The 15982-nt window shown below is 67.0% G+C and carries 21 protein-coding genes; 13 read left to right on the top strand and 8 right to left on the bottom strand.

The features are described from left to right. Positions 1–3: 3 nt before the first annotated feature. Positions 4–747 carry a 16S rRNA (uracil(1498)-N(3))-methyltransferase gene (locus HRC28_RS19000; RefSeq protein ID WP_182376981.1) on the top strand — a complete coding sequence of 248 codons (744 nt, stop codon included), beginning with the start codon at positions 4–6 and terminating at the stop codon, positions 745–747. Positions 748–752: 5 nt separating this feature from the next. On the opposite strand, the gene HRC28_RS18995 is transcribed toward HRC28_RS19000, so the two are convergent. The 4 genes from HRC28_RS18995 to HRC28_RS18980 are packed head-to-tail and all read right to left on the bottom strand — an operon-like array spanning position 753 to position 4308. Then, positions 753–1805: a winged helix DNA-binding domain-containing protein gene (locus HRC28_RS18995; protein WP_182376980.1), complete on the bottom strand. Its 1053-nt coding sequence runs from the start codon at positions 1803–1805 to the stop codon at positions 753–755. A gap of 13 nt (positions 1806–1818) precedes the next feature. Then, entirely contained in the window at positions 1819–2745 is a 927-nt protein-coding gene (locus HRC28_RS18990) for a Gmad2 immunoglobulin-like domain-containing protein (RefSeq protein WP_182376979.1), read from the bottom strand. Positions 2746–2776: 31 nt separating this feature from the next. After that, entirely contained in the window at positions 2777–3712 is a 936-nt protein-coding gene (locus HRC28_RS18985; protein WP_182376978.1) for a hypothetical protein, read from the bottom strand. Next, positions 3709–4308, bottom strand: a complete 600-nt coding sequence (locus HRC28_RS18980; RefSeq protein ID WP_237111566.1) for a SigE family RNA polymerase sigma factor — start codon at positions 4306–4308, stop codon at positions 3709–3711. Before HRC28_RS18980 ends, HRC28_RS18985 begins: the two co-directional genes overlap by 4 nt. Positions 4309–4386: 78 nt before the next feature. Between HRC28_RS18980 and HRC28_RS18975 the strand changes: the two genes are divergently transcribed. The 4 genes from HRC28_RS18975 to HRC28_RS18960 all read left to right on the top strand — a co-directional run bounded on the left by HRC28_RS18975 (position 4387) and on the right by HRC28_RS18960 (position 7571). Beyond that, positions 4387–4734 (top strand): HIT domain-containing protein, encoded by a 348-nt coding sequence (locus tag HRC28_RS18975; RefSeq protein WP_237111565.1) that lies wholly within the window; start codon positions 4387–4389, stop codon positions 4732–4734. Between the two features lie 68 nt (positions 4735–4802). Further along, on the top strand, positions 4803–5819 hold the full coding sequence (locus HRC28_RS18970) for a PhoH family protein (protein WP_182376976.1): 1017 nt from the start codon (positions 4803–4805) through the stop codon (positions 5817–5819). Beyond that, positions 5816–6265: an rRNA maturation RNase YbeY gene (gene ybeY / locus HRC28_RS18965; RefSeq protein ID WP_182376975.1), complete on the top strand. Its 450-nt coding sequence runs from the start codon at positions 5816–5818 to the stop codon at positions 6263–6265. The genes HRC28_RS18970 and ybeY overlap by 4 nt, the downstream gene beginning before the upstream one ends. 4 nt (positions 6266–6269) lie before the next feature. Then, positions 6270–7571 carry a hemolysin family protein gene (locus HRC28_RS18960; RefSeq protein WP_182376974.1) on the top strand — a complete coding sequence of 434 codons (1302 nt, stop codon included), beginning with the start codon at positions 6270–6272 and terminating at the stop codon, positions 7569–7571. Here the strand turns inward: HRC28_RS18960 and HRC28_RS18955 are convergent. After that, complete coding sequence (locus HRC28_RS18955) at positions 7540–8235, bottom strand: hypothetical protein (RefSeq protein WP_182376973.1); 696 nt, start codon at positions 8233–8235, stop codon at positions 7540–7542. The genes HRC28_RS18960 and HRC28_RS18955 overlap by 32 nt on opposite strands. Positions 8236–8497: 262 nt before the next feature. Between HRC28_RS18955 and HRC28_RS18950 the strand changes: the two genes are divergently transcribed. Both HRC28_RS18950 and HRC28_RS18945 read left to right on the top strand, forming a co-directional pair. Further along, complete coding sequence (locus HRC28_RS18950) at positions 8498–9817, top strand: HNH endonuclease signature motif containing protein (RefSeq protein WP_182376972.1); 1320 nt, start codon at positions 8498–8500, stop codon at positions 9815–9817. Between the two features lie 106 nt (positions 9818–9923). Then, positions 9924–10172: a hypothetical protein gene (locus HRC28_RS18945; RefSeq protein ID WP_182376971.1), complete on the top strand. Its 249-nt coding sequence runs from the start codon at positions 9924–9926 to the stop codon at positions 10170–10172. Positions 10173–10231: 59 nt separating this feature from the next. Here the strand turns inward: HRC28_RS18945 and HRC28_RS18940 are convergent, their stop codons facing one another. Further along, positions 10232–10621 carry a hypothetical protein gene (locus HRC28_RS18940; protein WP_182376970.1) on the bottom strand — a complete coding sequence of 130 codons (390 nt, stop codon included), beginning with the start codon at positions 10619–10621 and terminating at the stop codon, positions 10232–10234. Between the two features lie 375 nt (positions 10622–10996). Between HRC28_RS18940 and HRC28_RS18935 the strand changes: the two genes are divergently transcribed. The 3 genes from HRC28_RS18935 (at position 10997) to HRC28_RS18925 (ending at position 13427) form a co-directional block, all read left to right on the top strand. Further along, positions 10997–11452: a hypothetical protein gene (locus tag HRC28_RS18935; protein WP_182376969.1), complete on the top strand. Its 456-nt coding sequence runs from the start codon at positions 10997–10999 to the stop codon at positions 11450–11452. 682 nt (positions 11453–12134) lie between these two features. Further along, positions 12135–12821 (top strand): hypothetical protein, encoded by a 687-nt coding sequence (locus HRC28_RS18930; RefSeq protein ID WP_182376968.1) that lies wholly within the window; start codon positions 12135–12137, stop codon positions 12819–12821. A 129-nt stretch (positions 12822–12950) separates the two neighbouring features. Continuing rightward, on the top strand, positions 12951–13427 hold the full coding sequence (locus HRC28_RS18925; protein WP_182376967.1) for a hypothetical protein: 477 nt from the start codon (positions 12951–12953) through the stop codon (positions 13425–13427). A 61-nt stretch (positions 13428–13488) separates the two neighbouring features. Here HRC28_RS18925 and HRC28_RS18920 read toward each other — a convergent pair whose 3' ends face one another. Beyond that, positions 13489–13803 (bottom strand): hypothetical protein, encoded by a 315-nt coding sequence (locus tag HRC28_RS18920; protein WP_182376966.1) that lies wholly within the window; start codon positions 13801–13803, stop codon positions 13489–13491. Between the two features lie 218 nt (positions 13804–14021). Between HRC28_RS18920 and HRC28_RS18915 the strand changes: the two genes are divergently transcribed. Then, complete coding sequence (locus HRC28_RS18915; RefSeq protein WP_182376965.1) at positions 14022–14903, top strand: hypothetical protein; 882 nt, start codon at positions 14022–14024, stop codon at positions 14901–14903. Positions 14904–14990: 87 nt separating this feature from the next. After that, entirely contained in the window at positions 14991–15272 is a 282-nt protein-coding gene (locus HRC28_RS18910; RefSeq protein ID WP_182376964.1) for a hypothetical protein, read from the top strand. A gap of 21 nt (positions 15273–15293) precedes the next feature. Here the strand turns inward: HRC28_RS18910 and HRC28_RS18905 are convergent, their stop codons facing one another. Next, on the bottom strand, positions 15294–15581 hold the full coding sequence (locus tag HRC28_RS18905; RefSeq protein WP_182376963.1) for a DUF1330 domain-containing protein: 288 nt from the start codon (positions 15579–15581) through the stop codon (positions 15294–15296). Between the two features lie 33 nt (positions 15582–15614). Between HRC28_RS18905 and HRC28_RS18900 the strand changes: the two genes are divergently transcribed. After that, on the top strand, positions 15615–15959 hold the full coding sequence (locus HRC28_RS18900) for a cytidine deaminase (protein WP_182376962.1): 345 nt from the start codon (positions 15615–15617) through the stop codon (positions 15957–15959). The last annotated feature ends 23 nt before the right edge of the window (positions 15960–15982 follow it).

The following is a 15982-nucleotide window of genomic DNA, read 5'->3' as shown; positions in this document are numbered from 1 at the left end:
TCAATGACGCTTCCGCAGCACCTCGTCGCCTCGCTGGCCGGCGTCACTGCCGGAGCGACCGTGACGGTCGAGGGTGACGAAGCCCACCACGCTGTCGTCGTACGACGACTGCGGGTGGGGGAGCCGCTCCAACTGTCCGACGGTGTCGGTCGGGTGGCCACCGGTGACGTCAGCGCGACCGCGAAGCGGGAGTTCTCCGTGCTGGTCCGCGACGTCGCGGAACTCCCCGAGCCGTCGCCGCGCTTCACCGTCGTGCAAGCCCTGCCCAAGGGTGAGCGTGGCGAGCTCGCCGTCGAGGTGCTGACCGAGATCGGCGTTGCCCGGATCGTGCCGTGGGCCGCGTCGCGCAGCGTCGCTGTCTGGAAGGGCGAGCGCGCCGCGAAGTCGCACGCCAAGTGGCAGGCGACGGCGCGCGAAGCGGCGAAGCAGGCGCGTCGCGCCTGGCATCCCGACGTCGACCCCCTGGCCACGACCGACGACGTGGCGGGCCTGATCGAGGGTGTCGACGTGGCTGTCGTGCTCCATGAAGAAGCCACCGAGCCGTTGTCCGCGCTGGCCCTGCCGCGTGACGGCGACATCCTGGTCGTGGTCGGACCCGAGGGTGGGCTCACCGACGACGAGGTGGCCCGCTTCGTCAACGCGGGTGCCGTGGCCGTGGGTCTGGGCGCCGAAGTGCTCCGGACCTCCACGGCCGGCCTGGCTGCGGTGTCGGCGTTGCTCGCGCGCACGCCACGCTGGGGCGGCTAGCGCGCTCAGCGCGCCAGCAGGGCCTCGGTCCGGGCGATCTCCTCGTCCAGTTCGGCCTTTTCGGTCTTCGTCAGCGGCCGCAGGACCTCCCCGACGACGATCCGGTCGTCCTCGATCCGCCACAGGCCTTCGAGCCACCCGTCGACGTACAACGACATCATCTGGGCGCCGTTGACGCCGAACCAGGCGTTGCGGCGTTCGGGTGCGGTGACCCGGTCGCGCGATGCGTGGGAGAGCCACACGTTGTCGTAGGTGCCGAGCAGGCGGACCGGCGCGGGCGCGTCCTCGTCGGCGATCGGCGCATCGGCGAGGTCGTAGAGGGTGCGGCCGTTCTCGTCCTCGTGCTGCACGAGGTCGTCCATGCCCTTGACGATCGGCACCAGGCGCGTGATGCCCGACCAGGTGGTGACATCGGCCGCCGTCGCGGGGCCGAAGGCCCGGAGATAACGCCGAATCAGGTCAGGGACGTCGGGCTCGGCGAGCGGAGCATCGAGCCAGCGGTCCAGGAAGTCGTAGGCCACGGCGGTCGAACCGGTGGGCTTCCAGCAGCCGCGCGGTGGCAGTTGCGCCAGCACCTCGGCGACGCGTGCGACCTGGCCCAGTTGGCCCGACGTGAATGCGGGGAAGCGCTCGGCGAGGCCGGCGCCCAGGGCGCGCTGAGGAAGGGGGCCGTCGGCCAGCACCTCGCGGATGGCCGCAGCGAAGGCGCCGCGATCGACGGTCCGTGCCGACCCGATCGTCTGGCTCTGTTTCATCTCGCGCTCGCGAACGGGGGCGGCCCAGACCGGCAACCGCAGCGCATCGGCGGGGACATGCAGATGGACCGTGTCGCGCAGGCTGAGCACACGCGCCAGGCTGCGGTCCTCGATCGCGCCGCTGACCGCATGCGGGTCGACGTCGGTCAGCCGCGCCGCCAGGGAGAGGTACGGCGGCAGGGACTCCTGCGCCTGCAGGCCGATCAGGTGCTCGACCATCGCGGCCGGCGTGCTGTCCACCCTGGCCAGCAGGTGCTGGCGGAGCAACAGGGTGCGGTTGAGTCGCTTCCGGCTGAACTTCACGCGTCGGTCGTCCTCACTCGACAATGATCCGTTTCGTGTCCTCGGTCGGGCCGCCGCCTTCACCGCCCGAGGGATCATCGGTGCGGGCGATGAACGTGTACGAGCCGGCGTCCAGGCTGCTGACGTCGATCTTCGTCGTCCACGGGTAGAGCTTGTCGATCCAGCCGTCGGCGGTCGTGAATCCTTCGAGGACCACCGTGCCGGTCGAGTCCTCGATCGTCCACCCCACGGTGGCTTCGAAGGAGCTGGCGCGGCCGTTCGCGGTGAACGAGTCCGGCACCGTGGTGCCTTCGGCGGGTTCGGTGACGTTCATGAACGCGAGCACGTCGAGCTGCGGCGCTGCCTTGAGACCGCCCGCTGTGCTGACGCCGAGCAGCGTGTCGGCCGGCCGGCCGTCGTACTCGACGGTGACGGGGAGCCGCTTCCCGATGGTGCCCTGGAGCGTGTAGACGAGCTGTTGGACGGCGAGTTCGGCCAGGGCCGTGTCGAGCGAACCGGCCTCGAGCCAGCTCTCCTCGGCCACCTCGACCACGATCGCCGTGCTGGTCTGCGTGATCGACACGAAACGGCCGCTGGGCCACGGCGTGCGGTAGTCGGGGTCGACCGGGTCGCCCTCGGTGACCGCGGCGCCGGCGGCGACGAGCGGTGCGACGCCCGAGGACTGCGTGAACTCGCGGTACAGGCGGTCCCCTTGGGGGGTGTCGCCGACGTAGTAGACCGGGATCACCTTCGGTTCGGCGGTGCCGCTGGATCCGTCGGTGCTCGGATCGGACGCCGTCGCACCGCTCGTCGGCGTGCCCGGGCTGCCCGGACTGGTGGTCGCGTTGGCGTCGTCGACATCGGAGGGAGCGTCGTCGCCGCAACCGACGAGCAGACCCAGGCTGAGCACGGCGCCCGCCAGGGCGGCGAGGGTACGGCGGGGGGAAGCGGGGTGGGTCATGACAGCGATCCTTCCGTGAGTGGCCGGTGGGTCAGCGGACCGTGACGGTCCGCGTGTCGGTCGTCGTGCCGGTCGTCGTGCCGCTGTCGAGATGGGCGTTGCTGACGGTGAGGACGTAACGGCCGGGGGCGAGGGAGTCGATGTTGGCGGTCGTCTCCCAGGTGGTGCCCGTGGCCGGGGCGACGCCCGAGAGCGCGAGATCGCCGTCCGTGGACCGGAGTGACCAGGGGACGTCGTCGACGTCGTTGGTCCCGGGCGACCGCACCGTCCCGCGCATCGTGAGAACGCCGCTGACCGAGTGACCTTCCGCAGGATCGGAGATGTTGACCGGCGTGAGGACGGTGTTGTCGCGCGCCACGCTGTCGCGGACCATGCGGTCAGCGGTCATGAACGAGACGGGGAGGGTCTCGCCGACCGCGGCCTGCGCAGTGAACACGGCTTGCTGAAGGCCGTTCGTGCCCATCGTGGCGGCGTCGTTCGACGCCTCGTCGCTGATGGTCAACCGGATGCCGTCGTCGTTGAGAGCAACGTCGAGGAAGGAGTCGTCCGGCCACACAGTCGCGTAGTCGGGGTCGTTCGCACCGGCACTGGATTCCAGGAGCCGGACCGCCTCCAGTGTGCGGGAAGCGGCGTCCTCGGTTGCCTCGACGGACTGGAACTCGCGGTAGAGCCGGTCGCCGTCGGGCGTCTGTCCGAGGAAGTACGCCGCCACGGCCGTCGGCTGATCACCGGGGCCGGCGACGTCGTCGCCCTTCGGCAGGCCGAACTGGCTGAGGGCGGCTCCTGCTCCCACGACGGCTGCCGTCGCCGTACCAGCGGCGAGGACGAGGGCCCAGCGGCGCGGCTTGCGGGCGGCACCCTGTGCCGTGGCACGACGGATCTCGCCCAGACGGTCACCGGGTACGACGTCCGAGACGGTGTCCTCGAACAGGTTCTTGAGGTCCCGGTCGGTCGGGCGGTCGTTCATCGTTCGCCTTCCTTCAGGTCGCGGGACTCCAGCAGTGGTCGCAGCGCAGCAGCGCCGCGGGACGCGTGGCTCTTCACGGCTCCCTTGCTGATCCCGAGGGTCTCGGCGATCTCCGCTTCGGACAGGTCGAGGTAGTAGCGCAGCGCGAGAACCTCGCGCTGACGCCGAGGCAGGTGCTGAAGGGCGTGGAGCACGGCCTGGCGGCGGCTCGCGGCCAGCACCGGTTCGTCGGCCGGGGGAGCGGTGTCGACACCGTGCTGCCGCGCCAGGTGACGTTGTACGACGACGCGGTGGCGCAGCGTCGAACGGGACCGGTTGACGACCGTCTGCCGCAGGTAGGCCAGCGCCTTGTCGGGGTCCTCGAGCCGCGACCACCGCCGGTGCAACTCGATGAACGCGTCCTGCACGACCTCCTCGGCCTGGCCGCGGTCGCGGACCAGCAGCACGGACAGCCGGACGAGACGGTCCCAGTGGTCGACGTACAAGCGCTCGATGGCGGTGTCGGCATCGAGCGAGTCGTTCATCGCGTGCTCCATCACGACACCCGTACCGGGGGTCGGGAAGGGCGAAGCGCCGAACACCGCATGGATGGTCACGCTAGTTCCACGCGCGAGACCGCCGACGGGTTGACACGAGATCGTGACCACAATCTTGAGGCGTCTATCTTGGGCTTCGTGACTGCCGATCCCGACTGCCTGTTCTGCAAGATCATCGCCGGTGCCATCCCGGCCCAGATCGTCCACGACGGCGAGCGCACCTTCGCCTTCCGCGACATCCATCCTCAGGCGCCGCTGCACGTGCTCGTGGTCCCGCGTGACCACGCTCCGAACGCCGCGGCCACGGCAGAGAGTGACGCAACGGTGTTCGCCGAGATCGCCCTCACTGCCCGCGCCATCGCTGCTGCCGAGGGGTACGACGACTACCGCCTCGTGTTCAACACGGGACCGGGTGCGGGCCAGACCGTGTTCCACACGCACGCGCATGTCCTCGCCGGTGGACCGCTGCCCATGTCGGCGGGCTGACCACCGCCTGGCCAGTACCCACAAACCGGGTGGGCCGAGCGCAGGCGCTCCCGTAGCATGGAGGGGTCATGACAGATTCCCCTTCCGCAGAGTCCGCAGCGCCCATCCGGCACACCGTCGTGGTGCCCAACAGCATCGACATGGTCACCCTGTTCGGGCCGGGTGACGAGCACCTCGGGCTGATCGAGAAGCGGCTCAACGTCGAGGTCCACGTCCGCGGCAACCGGATCACCCTCGCCGGCGAGACCCGGGACGTCACCCTCGCCGATCGCGTCATCGGTGAACTCGTCGCGATCCTCCGCACCGGCCAGGGCATCACGCTCGAGGTCGTCGAGCGGGTGGAGGCGATGCTGCGGGCCGAGACCGCGACGTCCGAGCGACCGGCCGACGTACTCTCCCTCAACATCTTGAGCAACCGGGGCCGTTCGATCCGTCCCAAGACGCTCAACCAGAAGCGCTACGTCGAGACCATCGACCAGCACACGATCACGTTCGGTATCGGGCCGGCCGGTACGGGCAAGACTTATCTGGCCATGGCCAAGGCCGTGCAGGCGCTGCAGGCCAAGCAGGTCAACCGGATCATCCTGACCCGCCCGGCGGTCGAGGCCGGCGAGCGACTCGGCTATCTCCCCGGCACGCTGAGCGAGAAGATCGACCCGTACCTGCGCCCGCTCTACGACGCCCTGCACGACATGCTCGACCCCGACTCGATCCCGAAGCTGCTGGCTGCCGGCACGATCGAGGTCGCGCCGCTGGCCTACATGCGCGGCCGCTCGCTCAACGACTCCTTCATCATTCTCGACGAGGCGCAGAACACCACGCCCGAGCAGATGAAGATGTTCCTGACCCGCCTCGGCTTCGGTTCGAAGATCGTCGTCACCGGTGACGTCACCCAGGTGGACCTGCCGTCCGGCACCACGTCGGGGCTGCGGATCATCGAGGGCATCCTCGACGGCGTCGAGGACCTCGCGTTCGTCAAGCTCACCAGCCACGACGTCGTCCGTCACAAACTCGTGGCGCGGATCGTCGCCGCCTACGAGGAGTTCGACGCGACCACCCAGCAGAAGGGCCACTTCACCAAGTGAGCATCGAGATCCTCGACGAGTCCGGCTCCGGACTCGACGTCAAGCACTTCTCCAAGCTGGCCCGGTTCGTGATGGACCAGATGCGCGTGCACCCGCTCGCTGAGCTCTGCATCAAGGCGGTCGACGAAGCCACCATCGCCGAGCTCAACGAGAAGTGGATGGAGAAGGAGGGCCCGACCGACGTGCTCGCCTTCCCGATGGACGAACTGCGGCCCGGACTGGTCAACGAGGAGCCCGAAGAGGGCATGCTCGGCGACCTGGTCCTGTGCCCGACCATCGCCGAGCGCCAGGGCGCGACGGCCGGCCACGGCACCCTCGCCGAGCTCGAACTGCTCACCACGCACGGGATCCTGCACCTGCTCGGCTACGACCACGCCGAGCCGGACGAGCACAAGGAGATGTTCGGGCTCCAGGACCAGTTGCTCGCCCAATGGCGCGCGCTGTAACCCGATGATCGCCGGCAGTCTGTGGCCGCTCCTCGTAGCGGCGGTCCTGGTGGTGCTGGCGGGTCTCTTCGCGGCAGCGGATGCGGCCCTCGCAGGGTTCTCGCGCGCTCGCGCGCAGGAGATGCTGCAGGACGGTCGCAGCGGTGCGCGGCGCCTGGTCGCCGTACTCGATGACGCGCCGCAGCACCTCAACACGGCGCTGTTGTTGCAGTTGTTGTGCGAGATCGCGGCCGTCGTCCTCGTCACGCTCTACATCGACGAGCGACTGGATGCGTCGTGGTGGGCGCGCGCCGGGCTCGCGCTCGGCGTGATGCTGGTGGTGACCTTCGTGGTCATCGGCGTCGCTCCGCGCACGGTTGGCCGGCAGCACGCCGAGACCGTCGCCATCTGGTCGTCGTGGCCGCTCTCGGCCCTGACCACCGTGCTGGGGCCGCTGCCCAAGCTGCTGATCCTGGTCGGCAACGCGATCACGCCTGGTCGTGGCTTCAGCGAGGGTCCGTTCTCGACGGAGACCGAACTGCGCGAGATGGTCGACATCGCCGAGGCCTCCGAGCTGATCGAGGCCGAGGAACGGCGGATGATCCATTCCGTCTTCGAGTTCGGCGACACGACCGTGCGCGAGGTGATGGTGCCGCGCGGCGACGTGGTCTACATCGAGTCGTACAAGAACCTGCGCCAGACGATGTCGCTGTTCCTGCGCACCGGCTACTCCCGCGTGCCTGTCATCGGCGAGAACCTGGATGACGTCCGCGGCATCGCCTATCTCAAGGACGTCGTCCGCCGTGACTTCGAGGCGCCTGACGTCGAACTGACGCAGCGGGTCGAGGAGATCATGCGCCCGGCGCTGTGGGTGCCCGAGTCGAAGCCGGTCGACGACCTGCTGCGCGAGATGCAGGTCCGCCACCAGCACGTCGCTGTCGTCGTCGACGAGTACGGCGGCACGGCCGGCCTGATCACCATCGAGGACCTGCTCGAGGAGATCGTCGGCGAGATCACCGACGAGTACGACGAAGCCGAGATCGAGGTCGAGCACCTCACCGGGTCCGGCGACGGAGTCGTCCGCGTCTCGTCGCGCTACCCGGTCGACGACCTCGACGAGATCTTCGGCTTCCACATCGAGGAGGAGGACGTCGACTCGGTCGGCGGCCTGCTCGCCAAGCACCTGGGCAAGGTGCCGATCCCCGGCTCCATCGTCGAGGCCTACGGCCTGCGCTTCGAGGCCGAGGAACCGTCCGGTCGTCGCAAGAAGATCGGCACCGTGCTGATTTCCCGGATCAGTACGTCGTCCGGGCCGCCAGGCTCTTGAGGAACTCCTCGAGGTCGGTGCCGTGGTCGGCGTACTCGCCGTTTCCGCACAGCGCGATCGCCCGCAGCGCGAAGTCGCCCGCGCGGTAGCCGTAGGACTGGCCCTCGAGGCCGCCGGTACCGGTGAAGTGCACGCCGGCGAACTGGCTCTGGACCTGCAGTTCCTCGCTGTTGACGTGGTTCGTGAACAGCTGCTGGGTCGCCGGTTCGAGGTCCGCGGTCGCGCCGGTCTGCTTCACGCTGATCCCGACGTAGTCCTTCGCGACGTCCTCCGAGGTCGGCGTCGGGCCGGTCCCGAGACCGGCAGGCTGGTTCACGGTGACGATGCAGCGCGAGTCACCAACCTGCCACTGCCGCGTGCCCGCCTCCGTCTTGAGCTCACGCCAGTCCGAGGGCGCGGGCTGGACCACCCAGGTCAGGTCCTTCGGCGGTGCGCCGGTGACGATCTTCGCCTGGAGCTCCTCCTCCGACAGCCCGCCGGAGTCTGTTCCGGTGCTGTCGGTGGACTCGGTGGACTCGGTGGAGTCGCTGGAGTCGCTGGAGTCGCTGGAGTCGCTGGAGTCGCTGGTCTTGGTGTCGGTGCCGCCTGAGCCTCCGTCGTCCTCACAAGCCGTGAAGGTGAAGAGCATGCTGGCAGCGAGGACCCCGAGAAGTGAGCGATTCATGGGGGAGTCCCTGCCCTTGCGTGCGCTGGCCAAACGGACCGAGGCCGACCCGGTGGTTGAGGTGCGAGCGGATTCTCGCGAGCCCGGTGGTTGAGCTGCGAGCGGATTCTGGCGGGCCCGGTGGTTGAGGTGCGAGCGAAGCGAGCCTCGAAACCCCCGGGACTGACCACGAACTCTCCACAGCCCGGTCGGGGACTTTGCCCTGTCCACAGGCGGGTTTCCGCCGCTTCGCGATGTCGGTGGTCGGTGATGTAATACATGTATGGATCTCGGAACCGACACCCGCTCTGATCGGGCCTTGCTGTCCGATCTCAGCAAGGGCGTCAAGTCCCGTCAGGCTGCGTTGGTCAAGGAATGGGTCGACATCGCGACCTGGGCCACGCGCAACATCGTCACGAGCCCCGAGCAGGCCGCGACCATCGTCGACGGTGTCATCGACACCGGTGTCCCGATCGCCGGCGTCGGTGCTCCGTTGGTGTCCGAGTTCAACCTGATGGAACTCGTCGCCGTGCTCGGCAGGTCCCCTGATGGTGGTCGTGGGTACGTCGGGCGGATCATCGAGTGCGCCTGGCGCCTCCCCGGCATCTACGCGGCAGTGGTCGAGGGCAGGTTGGAGCCCTGGCGGGCCGAACGGATCGCCGACCTCACCCGGTCGTTGAATGCTGACGCGGCTGCGTTCGTGGACCGCCAACTCGCTGCCGTCGGCGGCGTCGGCTGGGCTCAACTCGAACGCCTCGTCACCGAAGCGGTGATCAGGTTCGACCCCGAACGCGCCGAAGCCGAACGCCAGGCAGCCGCCGACGCCCGGCGGGTCGACGTCGGTGAGGTCGACACGAACGGGCAGGTCGAGTCCCACTCGGTTCTGGACGCCGCGGATGCCCATGACTTCGACCTCGCGTTGTCGCGTCGAGCCAAGATCCGCGGACAGCTCGGCGACACCGACTCCTTCGACGTCCGCCGCTCCAAGTCCGTTGGCGACATGGCCCGCCAGGACCTGTCCCTGGACCTGCTGTTCACCGACGAGGAAACCGGCGAAGTCGTGGCCGAGTCACCCGGGCGGAAGGTTGAGTTGAGTGTCCACATCACCGACACCGCCCTCACCTCGGACGACGTGGACAACCCGTTCGCGAACCCCGTCGGCCGGTGGGACGAGGGCCGTGCACCGATCTCGACGGCGCAGATCAAGGAATGGCTCCGCGCAAGGGACACCACGATCATCGTCCGGCCCGTGATCGACCTTGCCGATTGCGTCCCGGTCGATTCCTACGAGATCCCCGACCGCATCCGCAGACGGGTCGAGCTCCGCGACCATTCGTGCCGGTTCCCCTGGTGCAGCCGGCCAGCGGCGAAGTGCGATCTCGATCATGTGGTCCCGCACAACAAGGGCGGCCCAACCTGCCCGTGCAACCTCGCGCCCGGATGCCGACGACATCACCGCGCCAAAACCTTCAGCAACTGGCGCTACGTGATCGTCCTACCCGGGCATTACCTGTGGATCAGCCCCCACGGCCACCACTTCCTCGTCGGACCCGACGGCACCCGCGCCCTCGACCCACCCGGCCTCGTCGACCCCGACGAATAGCTCCCCCGCCCCCCGCACCCCGCCCACCAGCGGGGTCAGTGGCATGCGCGCTCATGTCGATGTGCGCGCTAGTCCTGAACCCTCATGACTTGCGTACGTTGAGCACATGCCAAGCACTCGCACCATCGTCATCGATGGCGACCTAGATCCGCTGCCCGTCGTGTTCGAGATGCGTGGGCCGACCATCACGGTGCAGCCCGGGGAGCGGTTGCGCCTGGTCGTTAGCGGGCCAGAGGACGCGGAACTGACTATCGGCGTCGGTCGCAACGGCATCTCTGTGTTTCGAGGCCAGGCTCTGAACGTCGACGTGTACGGACCCGACGGCACCCGCGTCGAAATGGACGGCTTCGCCTGACCTCGAAAGCTCGCCCGACTCTGCCGCGATCCGCTCAGTCGTGCCGATGTGCGGTCAGGTCACCGCGGTCGCCAACTCTTGACGGCCGTCGCGGCAAGGCTCGCGGCCGTGATCCCGATCGCTGCTAGCGAGACCAACCAAACGAAGGCATCCCTATCGACGATGGTATCGACATTTCTCAGTACCAGCGTTGCCAAGATGCCTATCCCGATGAGCCCCCAGAGCGACTGCTTCGACCCGCCCTCCTCGCCCTCAGCCTGCGAGCTGCGAACCATCGCCCTCAGATACAGCCCGAACACGACCAATAGAGTCGCTGCCGACAACGCGACCATCCAGAAGTTGCTCAGGTCGATCTCCGAGCGAGTATTCACCGCGACGAAGATCGCCAACGCTCCGCCCGCGATCGCCCAGGCGACATCAGCTGTACGCGTTCTGGCCGACGCACTCACCTGTGAAGGGTCCCATGACAGCAGGTGCAGAACGCACGATCATGCCGTGCCGCTCGATCGTGCCCATGTCCGCACGGCCTATTGGTCCGTGAACCAGTCCGGTTGAGGCGCCGGGTCGAACGCACGGGCCGGACATCCGGGATTGCGGCATGCCACGTCAGGGTCTCGCGACGAACCTTCTAGCTCGTGCTCGAACTCGTAGTGGAAGCAACTCCAGTGCATGCGCTCGAACGTCTCGTAGTCACTCGCATGCCGGATGACGGGCCGCTGGCAGCGAACACAGATTGAGGGTTGATCCGTCACATAGCCATCATGCCAACGTCAAACAGGAACTGTGGGGCACTACTCGTGCCAGCGCGTGCGAGCATTCACTTCGTGAACGAGTTGAGTTTCGTCGTCGCTGACAATGAAGGCAGCGTCGAACTCGTCCCCGTGGTTGACGGCGTTTCACTGGTACAGCTTGTCGGCGAGTACGAGTCGGCCCACGGAATGAGGCCGTCAGGTGGCTACGGCGGTCTGATTCCCGCACACTTCAACTTCGGTGACCTGAGGACCTACTACCTTGGGCAGAGCGAACGCCAATGGCCAGGCACGGGCCGCATGTGGCTGCTGGGCTGTGACTGCGGTGAAGTTGGGTGCTGGCCCCTCGAGGTCACGACCACGGTCGAGAACGGTCAAGTCACGTGGACAGACTTTCGGCAGCCGCACCGGCCCGCTTGGGACTTCGCCGAGTTCGGCCCCTTCACTTTCGAGGAGAACCGGTACCGGGATGCCGTCGCGGGTGCCGCCTCGGCTGCCTCGACCCGAGTGCGCTCATCTGTCTCTAAGTAGCCGCTGTCGGGGCGGGACGCCGGACCATGCCGCGTTTCGCGCTGTCGTGTCGAGTCGAGGGCGTTGGCCGTTCGGTTTAGTCGGTCAGTTCCGGAGCACGAGGCGCTGGCGGAAGCGACCCGCCGAAGTGCGGGAGTACGTCAGTCGGGACGCCTTCGGCAGGTTCGCGAGACAGCAGGCGCATGACGCCGACAGCCAGCACTCGGAAGGCCTCCCAACTGCTGTCGACCTCGTGGACAGCTCCCCAAAGGAACCGCACGGACCCGCTGCCAAGGCGCAGAGATTCCTGCGACGCCCCAGCGAGAACTCCGCCGACGTACTCGTGGGGCAGACCAACTCTTGCCCCATTGAACGGATGCGGACCCTTGGCCCCAAGATCAGCCGTCGCGGCGACCGATACCCGGAGGAAGGGGTAGTCGTGAGGCTCATAGGTCGCGCCGAGCACGCCGTATGACCCGCTTCCGCCATGTCCGACTCTGTAGCCCCAGGCAGCGGAACTGGGAAGCATCGGCGCGGGTGCCTCCGAGTCGTCCCACCGCAGGTAGGTATCCACCAAGCCGACAGGTTTTACCGCTGCCCAGTTCGGCACCTCGCCGAGCCAGACGTGGCAGTCGCGAGCAAATCCGGAAAGGCTTCCATGCATTTCGCCATCATGCCCGCCCGCGTGCCTTGCAGGAGGTAGGTGAGCGGATCTGCCGCGGAGCGCGCTGTCGCGCCGATGACCACGTTCGCCTGTGGCGTGGAAACTGACCAGCGGTCGACACGCTGGCCTGCCAAACTGCCCGGCATGGGTATGTCTCGAACGAAAGTTGTGCATCGACTGACAAGAGCTCAAGAGCGGCAGCGACCCGTGACGATCCACCGGAAGCACCTCGACACCGATGTCACCTCAGGCTTCGTGCTCGCTGCCCTTGACGAATGGGTCGTCATCCAGGACCTGCTCGTAGGTGCTCACCTAGATGCCGTGGTCCTCCTGCGTCTGGATCAAGTGACGAAGGTTGAGAAGCACGACAACTGTGCTTTCGTGCGTCGGGCGGTCGCGGGTCACGGAGTCACGCCGGCAGGATTTGAGTGTCCGCAGGACGCGACAACTGGCGACCTGCTTCGCCTGGCGGACAACCGGTCCGACCTGATCTGCACTTACCTCGAGACTCGTGACAGCTACTGGCTCAACATCGGGAAGGTTCTGCGTATCGGCAACAAGCGTCTTGACCTTCACTTCATTGGCAAAGATGGTGTGTGGGCTGACTTCGCCGAATCTTGGAAACTGACCGACATCACGCGAATCGAGTTCGGCGGTCGCTACATCCAGGCGCTCGAAGAGTTCGGCGAGCCGGCGCCCGAAGTCACCAAGACTGTGAGGCGATAGAACGCGGCCGTGCCGCACCGCAAGCTGCCCGCTTCTGCCGCTGTCGGGGTACTCAGTCGGTACGGCAGCCGGCAGGGTGAATCGCATGGCAGGGTGACGCGCATGACGAGGTTCGGCAGGAGGTCCGCCATGAGCAACGGGGCTTCGCTAACGATCTACAGGAGATCCGACGCTTACTACCTGGTGGTCTCGGCGCAGACAACTACGGGACTCTGGCAGCACGTCCCAGAGCCACCAACGGTGCTGAGCCGTAAATCTCTCGCGCCGGACCTCGGGAGCTTGGCTCTCGATTGCTTGAGCGAGCACCGCCCGATCACGCCCCACCCATCTCGCGACGAATCGGTGCAAGTACGCCAATTGAGCATCGACCCGATTCTGAAGTCGGCCAATGTTCGTAGCTGGCGAACGTTCATCACCTCGGCAGTGCAAGTCGACGTGAGCCGAGCCAACCAGAGCTTCACGATCACCCCGATGATGGCGATATCGAAGCCTCAGGGCGCGTCTGTGCCAGACCCCAGCGCGGAATCGGAGTTGCTTTCGCCGTCGGCGCTAGATCTGGGTCGCGCCCTCCTTCAAGCGTTTGCATCGAAGGACGCGTCCGACTGAATCGCCCTAGCCATTCCGCTGTCGGAGCACTGTTCGCTATCCGACCGAATGCCGCGTTGGGTCAGCAGTCTGAGGTATCGATTAGCAGAGTTGCTGCACCGTCGCCAGCACTCGATCGGTAGGCCGTCACTCGATGTTCGTGGGTGGTCGCGACCTGGATGCCGAAGTCGGTGGGGGTCACTTCGACGACGGGTGTGCCGTATGCGCCGGTGGAGAGGAATCGTCGACGGGACGCTGTCAGTTCAGACACCTCTTCCGGGGTCAAGTAGTAGCCGCTTGTTCGGATGCGATCCCAGCGGACGCCGTCCTCGTCAATGAGTCCGCTGCCGTCCTGGAGGATCCTGATGCCCCGTGCTCGGCCGTTGCTCTCCCCCATGCGGTCAAGTTACTCGGTCTACCCAGATGACTGGGGGCCCGTCACTTGAAACATCCGGACATGCCGCTGTCCGGCCTCTTGGTCGACCAGCCGCCGGGAAGGCTGAGCGGCCAGGCAAGGTTGATTGAGCCATCGAGCAGCCGATGCCGGTCAGGCGATCGCCGAACCCTTCGTCGAACTCGCGATCCGGCAGCCCGTGAGACTGCGAGACTGCGGCCATGAGCTACGACTTGGCCGTTTGGGTTGGCGACCGACCGCCCGACGACGACACCGCATCGCGCGTGTTCGAGTCGCAGATCGAACGTTCCCGTAGCAGCAGTGAACCTCCCAGAGTTGAGATCCAAGGGTTCGTGGCCGCCCTCACCAGCGTCTACCCCGAAGGCACGATGGACGGGATCTGGGCCTTCGAGCCGCTGCTCGACGGGGCCATAGGCGGGCTCCTGATTCTGAACATGACCACGAGCGATCACCTCGACGATGTGGTCACCTACGCGACGCGATTGGCCAAGCAGCACGGCTTGGTCGCGTTCGATCCCCAGTTCAGCGAGCTGAGTGAACGGCAGAGCAAACGCAGCGAGCCAGCGCAACCACCGCCCGACGCGTGGCAGCAAGCCCAACAAACACCACGGAGCCGAACGACCGTCTTGGTTCAAATGCGCGTTGAAGGCCCGCTCGGGTCCTGTGGCATCGAAGACGAGTCCTCCCAGGAGTTTCTGCAGTTCCGCCCTGCCGACCACTGGACCACCACCTGGTGCGGCCCCGAGGCCGAGAAGTCCAACACGGGCATTGCGACCTGGCTGCAGGTGCCCGATGCAGAGATCCTTGAGTTCGTGGTGACGAGGGGCGAGGCCCCTGCAGCCCCATCGATCTGTGTCGCCAGCACAACGCTCGTGGTGCCCGAAAACTCCGGATACCGCGCATGGGCCGGAACGCGCACAGACATCGGCGACGACGCGGCCGTATGGAGCGCATTGACCCGATTCTCTCTAACGCCTGGCCAGTACCCGCTAGAAGTGTGGGTCGACGCCGATCGTCGTGAACATGTTCGGCGCATCACTTATGTCCTAGCGGATCCGGTGCTCACCAACCCAGAAGACTGACCGCCAGCTCCTGGCCCACCACTCAGATCGCAAAACAAACCGCAGTTTGCGCCTCCCGCCGAGGCCGGCAGTAGGTAGCGTCGGCCCATGTCCAGCAAGTCGGAGCGACAGGCCGCACGCGCGACGGTCGCGGCGTATCACGAGAGTCAGTTGGCCGACCTCGTACATCGCGTGGGTAAAGCGGTTGACCGGTTTCGCACAGGCGAGGTCGATGCCTTCGACACCGACGCGACGATCTTTCAGTACAGCCGGGCTGCGAAGGAACTCTGGAAGTTCTGCAACCTTGGCGACGTCGAGGTCGTCGCGCGAATGATTGGTGACGATGTCCCGGCCGACTGGTGGGAGCGTGGCGAGCCGAGGCGCCCATGAACCCGTCCCGCGGAGCCCGGCTCAGGCGCCGGGAACGATCCGCAGGTCGCGGAGCGCGCCACCGTCGAGCGCGGCCAGCGCTGCCTGGTACGCCTCCGAGTCGTGCGCAGCCCGGGCGGCCTCGACGCTCTCGAACTCGATGACGATCGTGCGGGTGTTCAGACCCGCTTCGTAGACCTGTTCGGGCAGGCCGCGGGCCAGGAAACGGCCGCCGGCGCCGGTGAGTGCGGGGCCGGCAAGGGCGGCGTACGCCGCGACCTTGTCCGCGTCGTAGACCTCGGGGTAGGTGCTGATCCAGTAGGCAGGCATGAGGTCCATCATGCCGTCGGTGATACTCGACCCATGTCCGACCTGTCGTCCGAGGATCAGAAGCTCGTCACTCTCGCCCGCGCCACCCGCGCTCGCATCAATGCAGCGGAGGGCGCAGCCGTGCGTGACACCGACGGGCGCACGTACACGGCGGCGACCGTCGACCTGCCGTCGCTCCACCTCACGGCTGTCCAGACCGTGATCGCCATGGCCGTGGCATCGGGCTCGACCGGTGTCGACGCCTGCGTCCTGCTGGGCGCTGCCGAGGACCTGACCGAGCCCGACGAGGCCGTGTTGCAGGACTTCTCCGGACCGGACGGCGTCGCGATCCACCTCGGGGATGCGCGCGGCATGATCGGGAATTCCTTCACGTCCTGAAACCCGACTGTCACCGGCCGGGG

This window comes from Nocardioides sp. WS12 (assembly GCF_014108865.1).
Lineage (GTDB): Bacteria > Actinomycetota > Actinomycetes > Propionibacteriales > Nocardioidaceae > Nocardioides.
Note: the sequence above shows the minus strand (reverse complement) of the source record. Positions and strands in the feature narration are given on the sequence as shown.

Excerpts from the sequence above, each read along its gene's own strand:
- HRC28_RS18945 (WP_182376971.1), top strand. The coding sequence starts at position 9,924 with ATGCCAAGCACTCGCACCATCGTCATCGATGGCGACCTAGATCCGCTG.
- HRC28_RS18955 (WP_182376973.1), bottom strand. The coding sequence starts at position 8,235 with ATGAATCGCTCACTTCTCGGGGTCCTCGCTGCCAGCATGCTCTTCACC.
- HRC28_RS18990 (WP_182376979.1), bottom strand. The coding sequence starts at position 2,745 with ATGACCCACCCCGCTTCCCCCCGCCGTACCCTCGCCGCCCTGGCGGGC.
- HRC28_RS18985 (WP_182376978.1), bottom strand. The coding sequence starts at position 3,712 with ATGAACGACCGCCCGACCGACCGGGACCTCAAGAACCTGTTCGAGGAC.
- HRC28_RS18900 (WP_182376962.1), top strand. The coding sequence starts at position 15,615 with ATGTCCGACCTGTCGTCCGAGGATCAGAAGCTCGTCACTCTCGCCCGC.
- HRC28_RS18910 (WP_182376964.1), top strand. The coding sequence starts at position 14,991 with ATGTCCAGCAAGTCGGAGCGACAGGCCGCACGCGCGACGGTCGCGGCG.
- HRC28_RS18920 (WP_182376966.1), bottom strand. The coding sequence starts at position 13,803 with ATGGGGGAGAGCAACGGCCGAGCACGGGGCATCAGGATCCTCCAGGAC.
- HRC28_RS18970 (WP_182376976.1), top strand. The coding sequence starts at position 4,803 with ATGACAGATTCCCCTTCCGCAGAGTCCGCAGCGCCCATCCGGCACACC.
- HRC28_RS18905 (WP_182376963.1), bottom strand. The coding sequence starts at position 15,581 with ATGCCTGCCTACTGGATCAGCACCTACCCCGAGGTCTACGACGCGGAC.
- HRC28_RS18960 (WP_182376974.1), top strand. The coding sequence starts at position 6,270 with ATGATCGCCGGCAGTCTGTGGCCGCTCCTCGTAGCGGCGGTCCTGGTG.
- HRC28_RS19000 (WP_182376981.1), top strand. The coding sequence starts at position 4 with ATGACGCTTCCGCAGCACCTCGTCGCCTCGCTGGCCGGCGTCACTGCC.
- HRC28_RS18915 (WP_182376965.1), top strand. The coding sequence starts at position 14,022 with ATGAGCTACGACTTGGCCGTTTGGGTTGGCGACCGACCGCCCGACGAC.
- HRC28_RS18925 (WP_182376967.1), top strand. The coding sequence starts at position 12,951 with ATGAGCAACGGGGCTTCGCTAACGATCTACAGGAGATCCGACGCTTAC.
- HRC28_RS18950 (WP_182376972.1), top strand. The coding sequence starts at position 8,498 with ATGGATCTCGGAACCGACACCCGCTCTGATCGGGCCTTGCTGTCCGAT.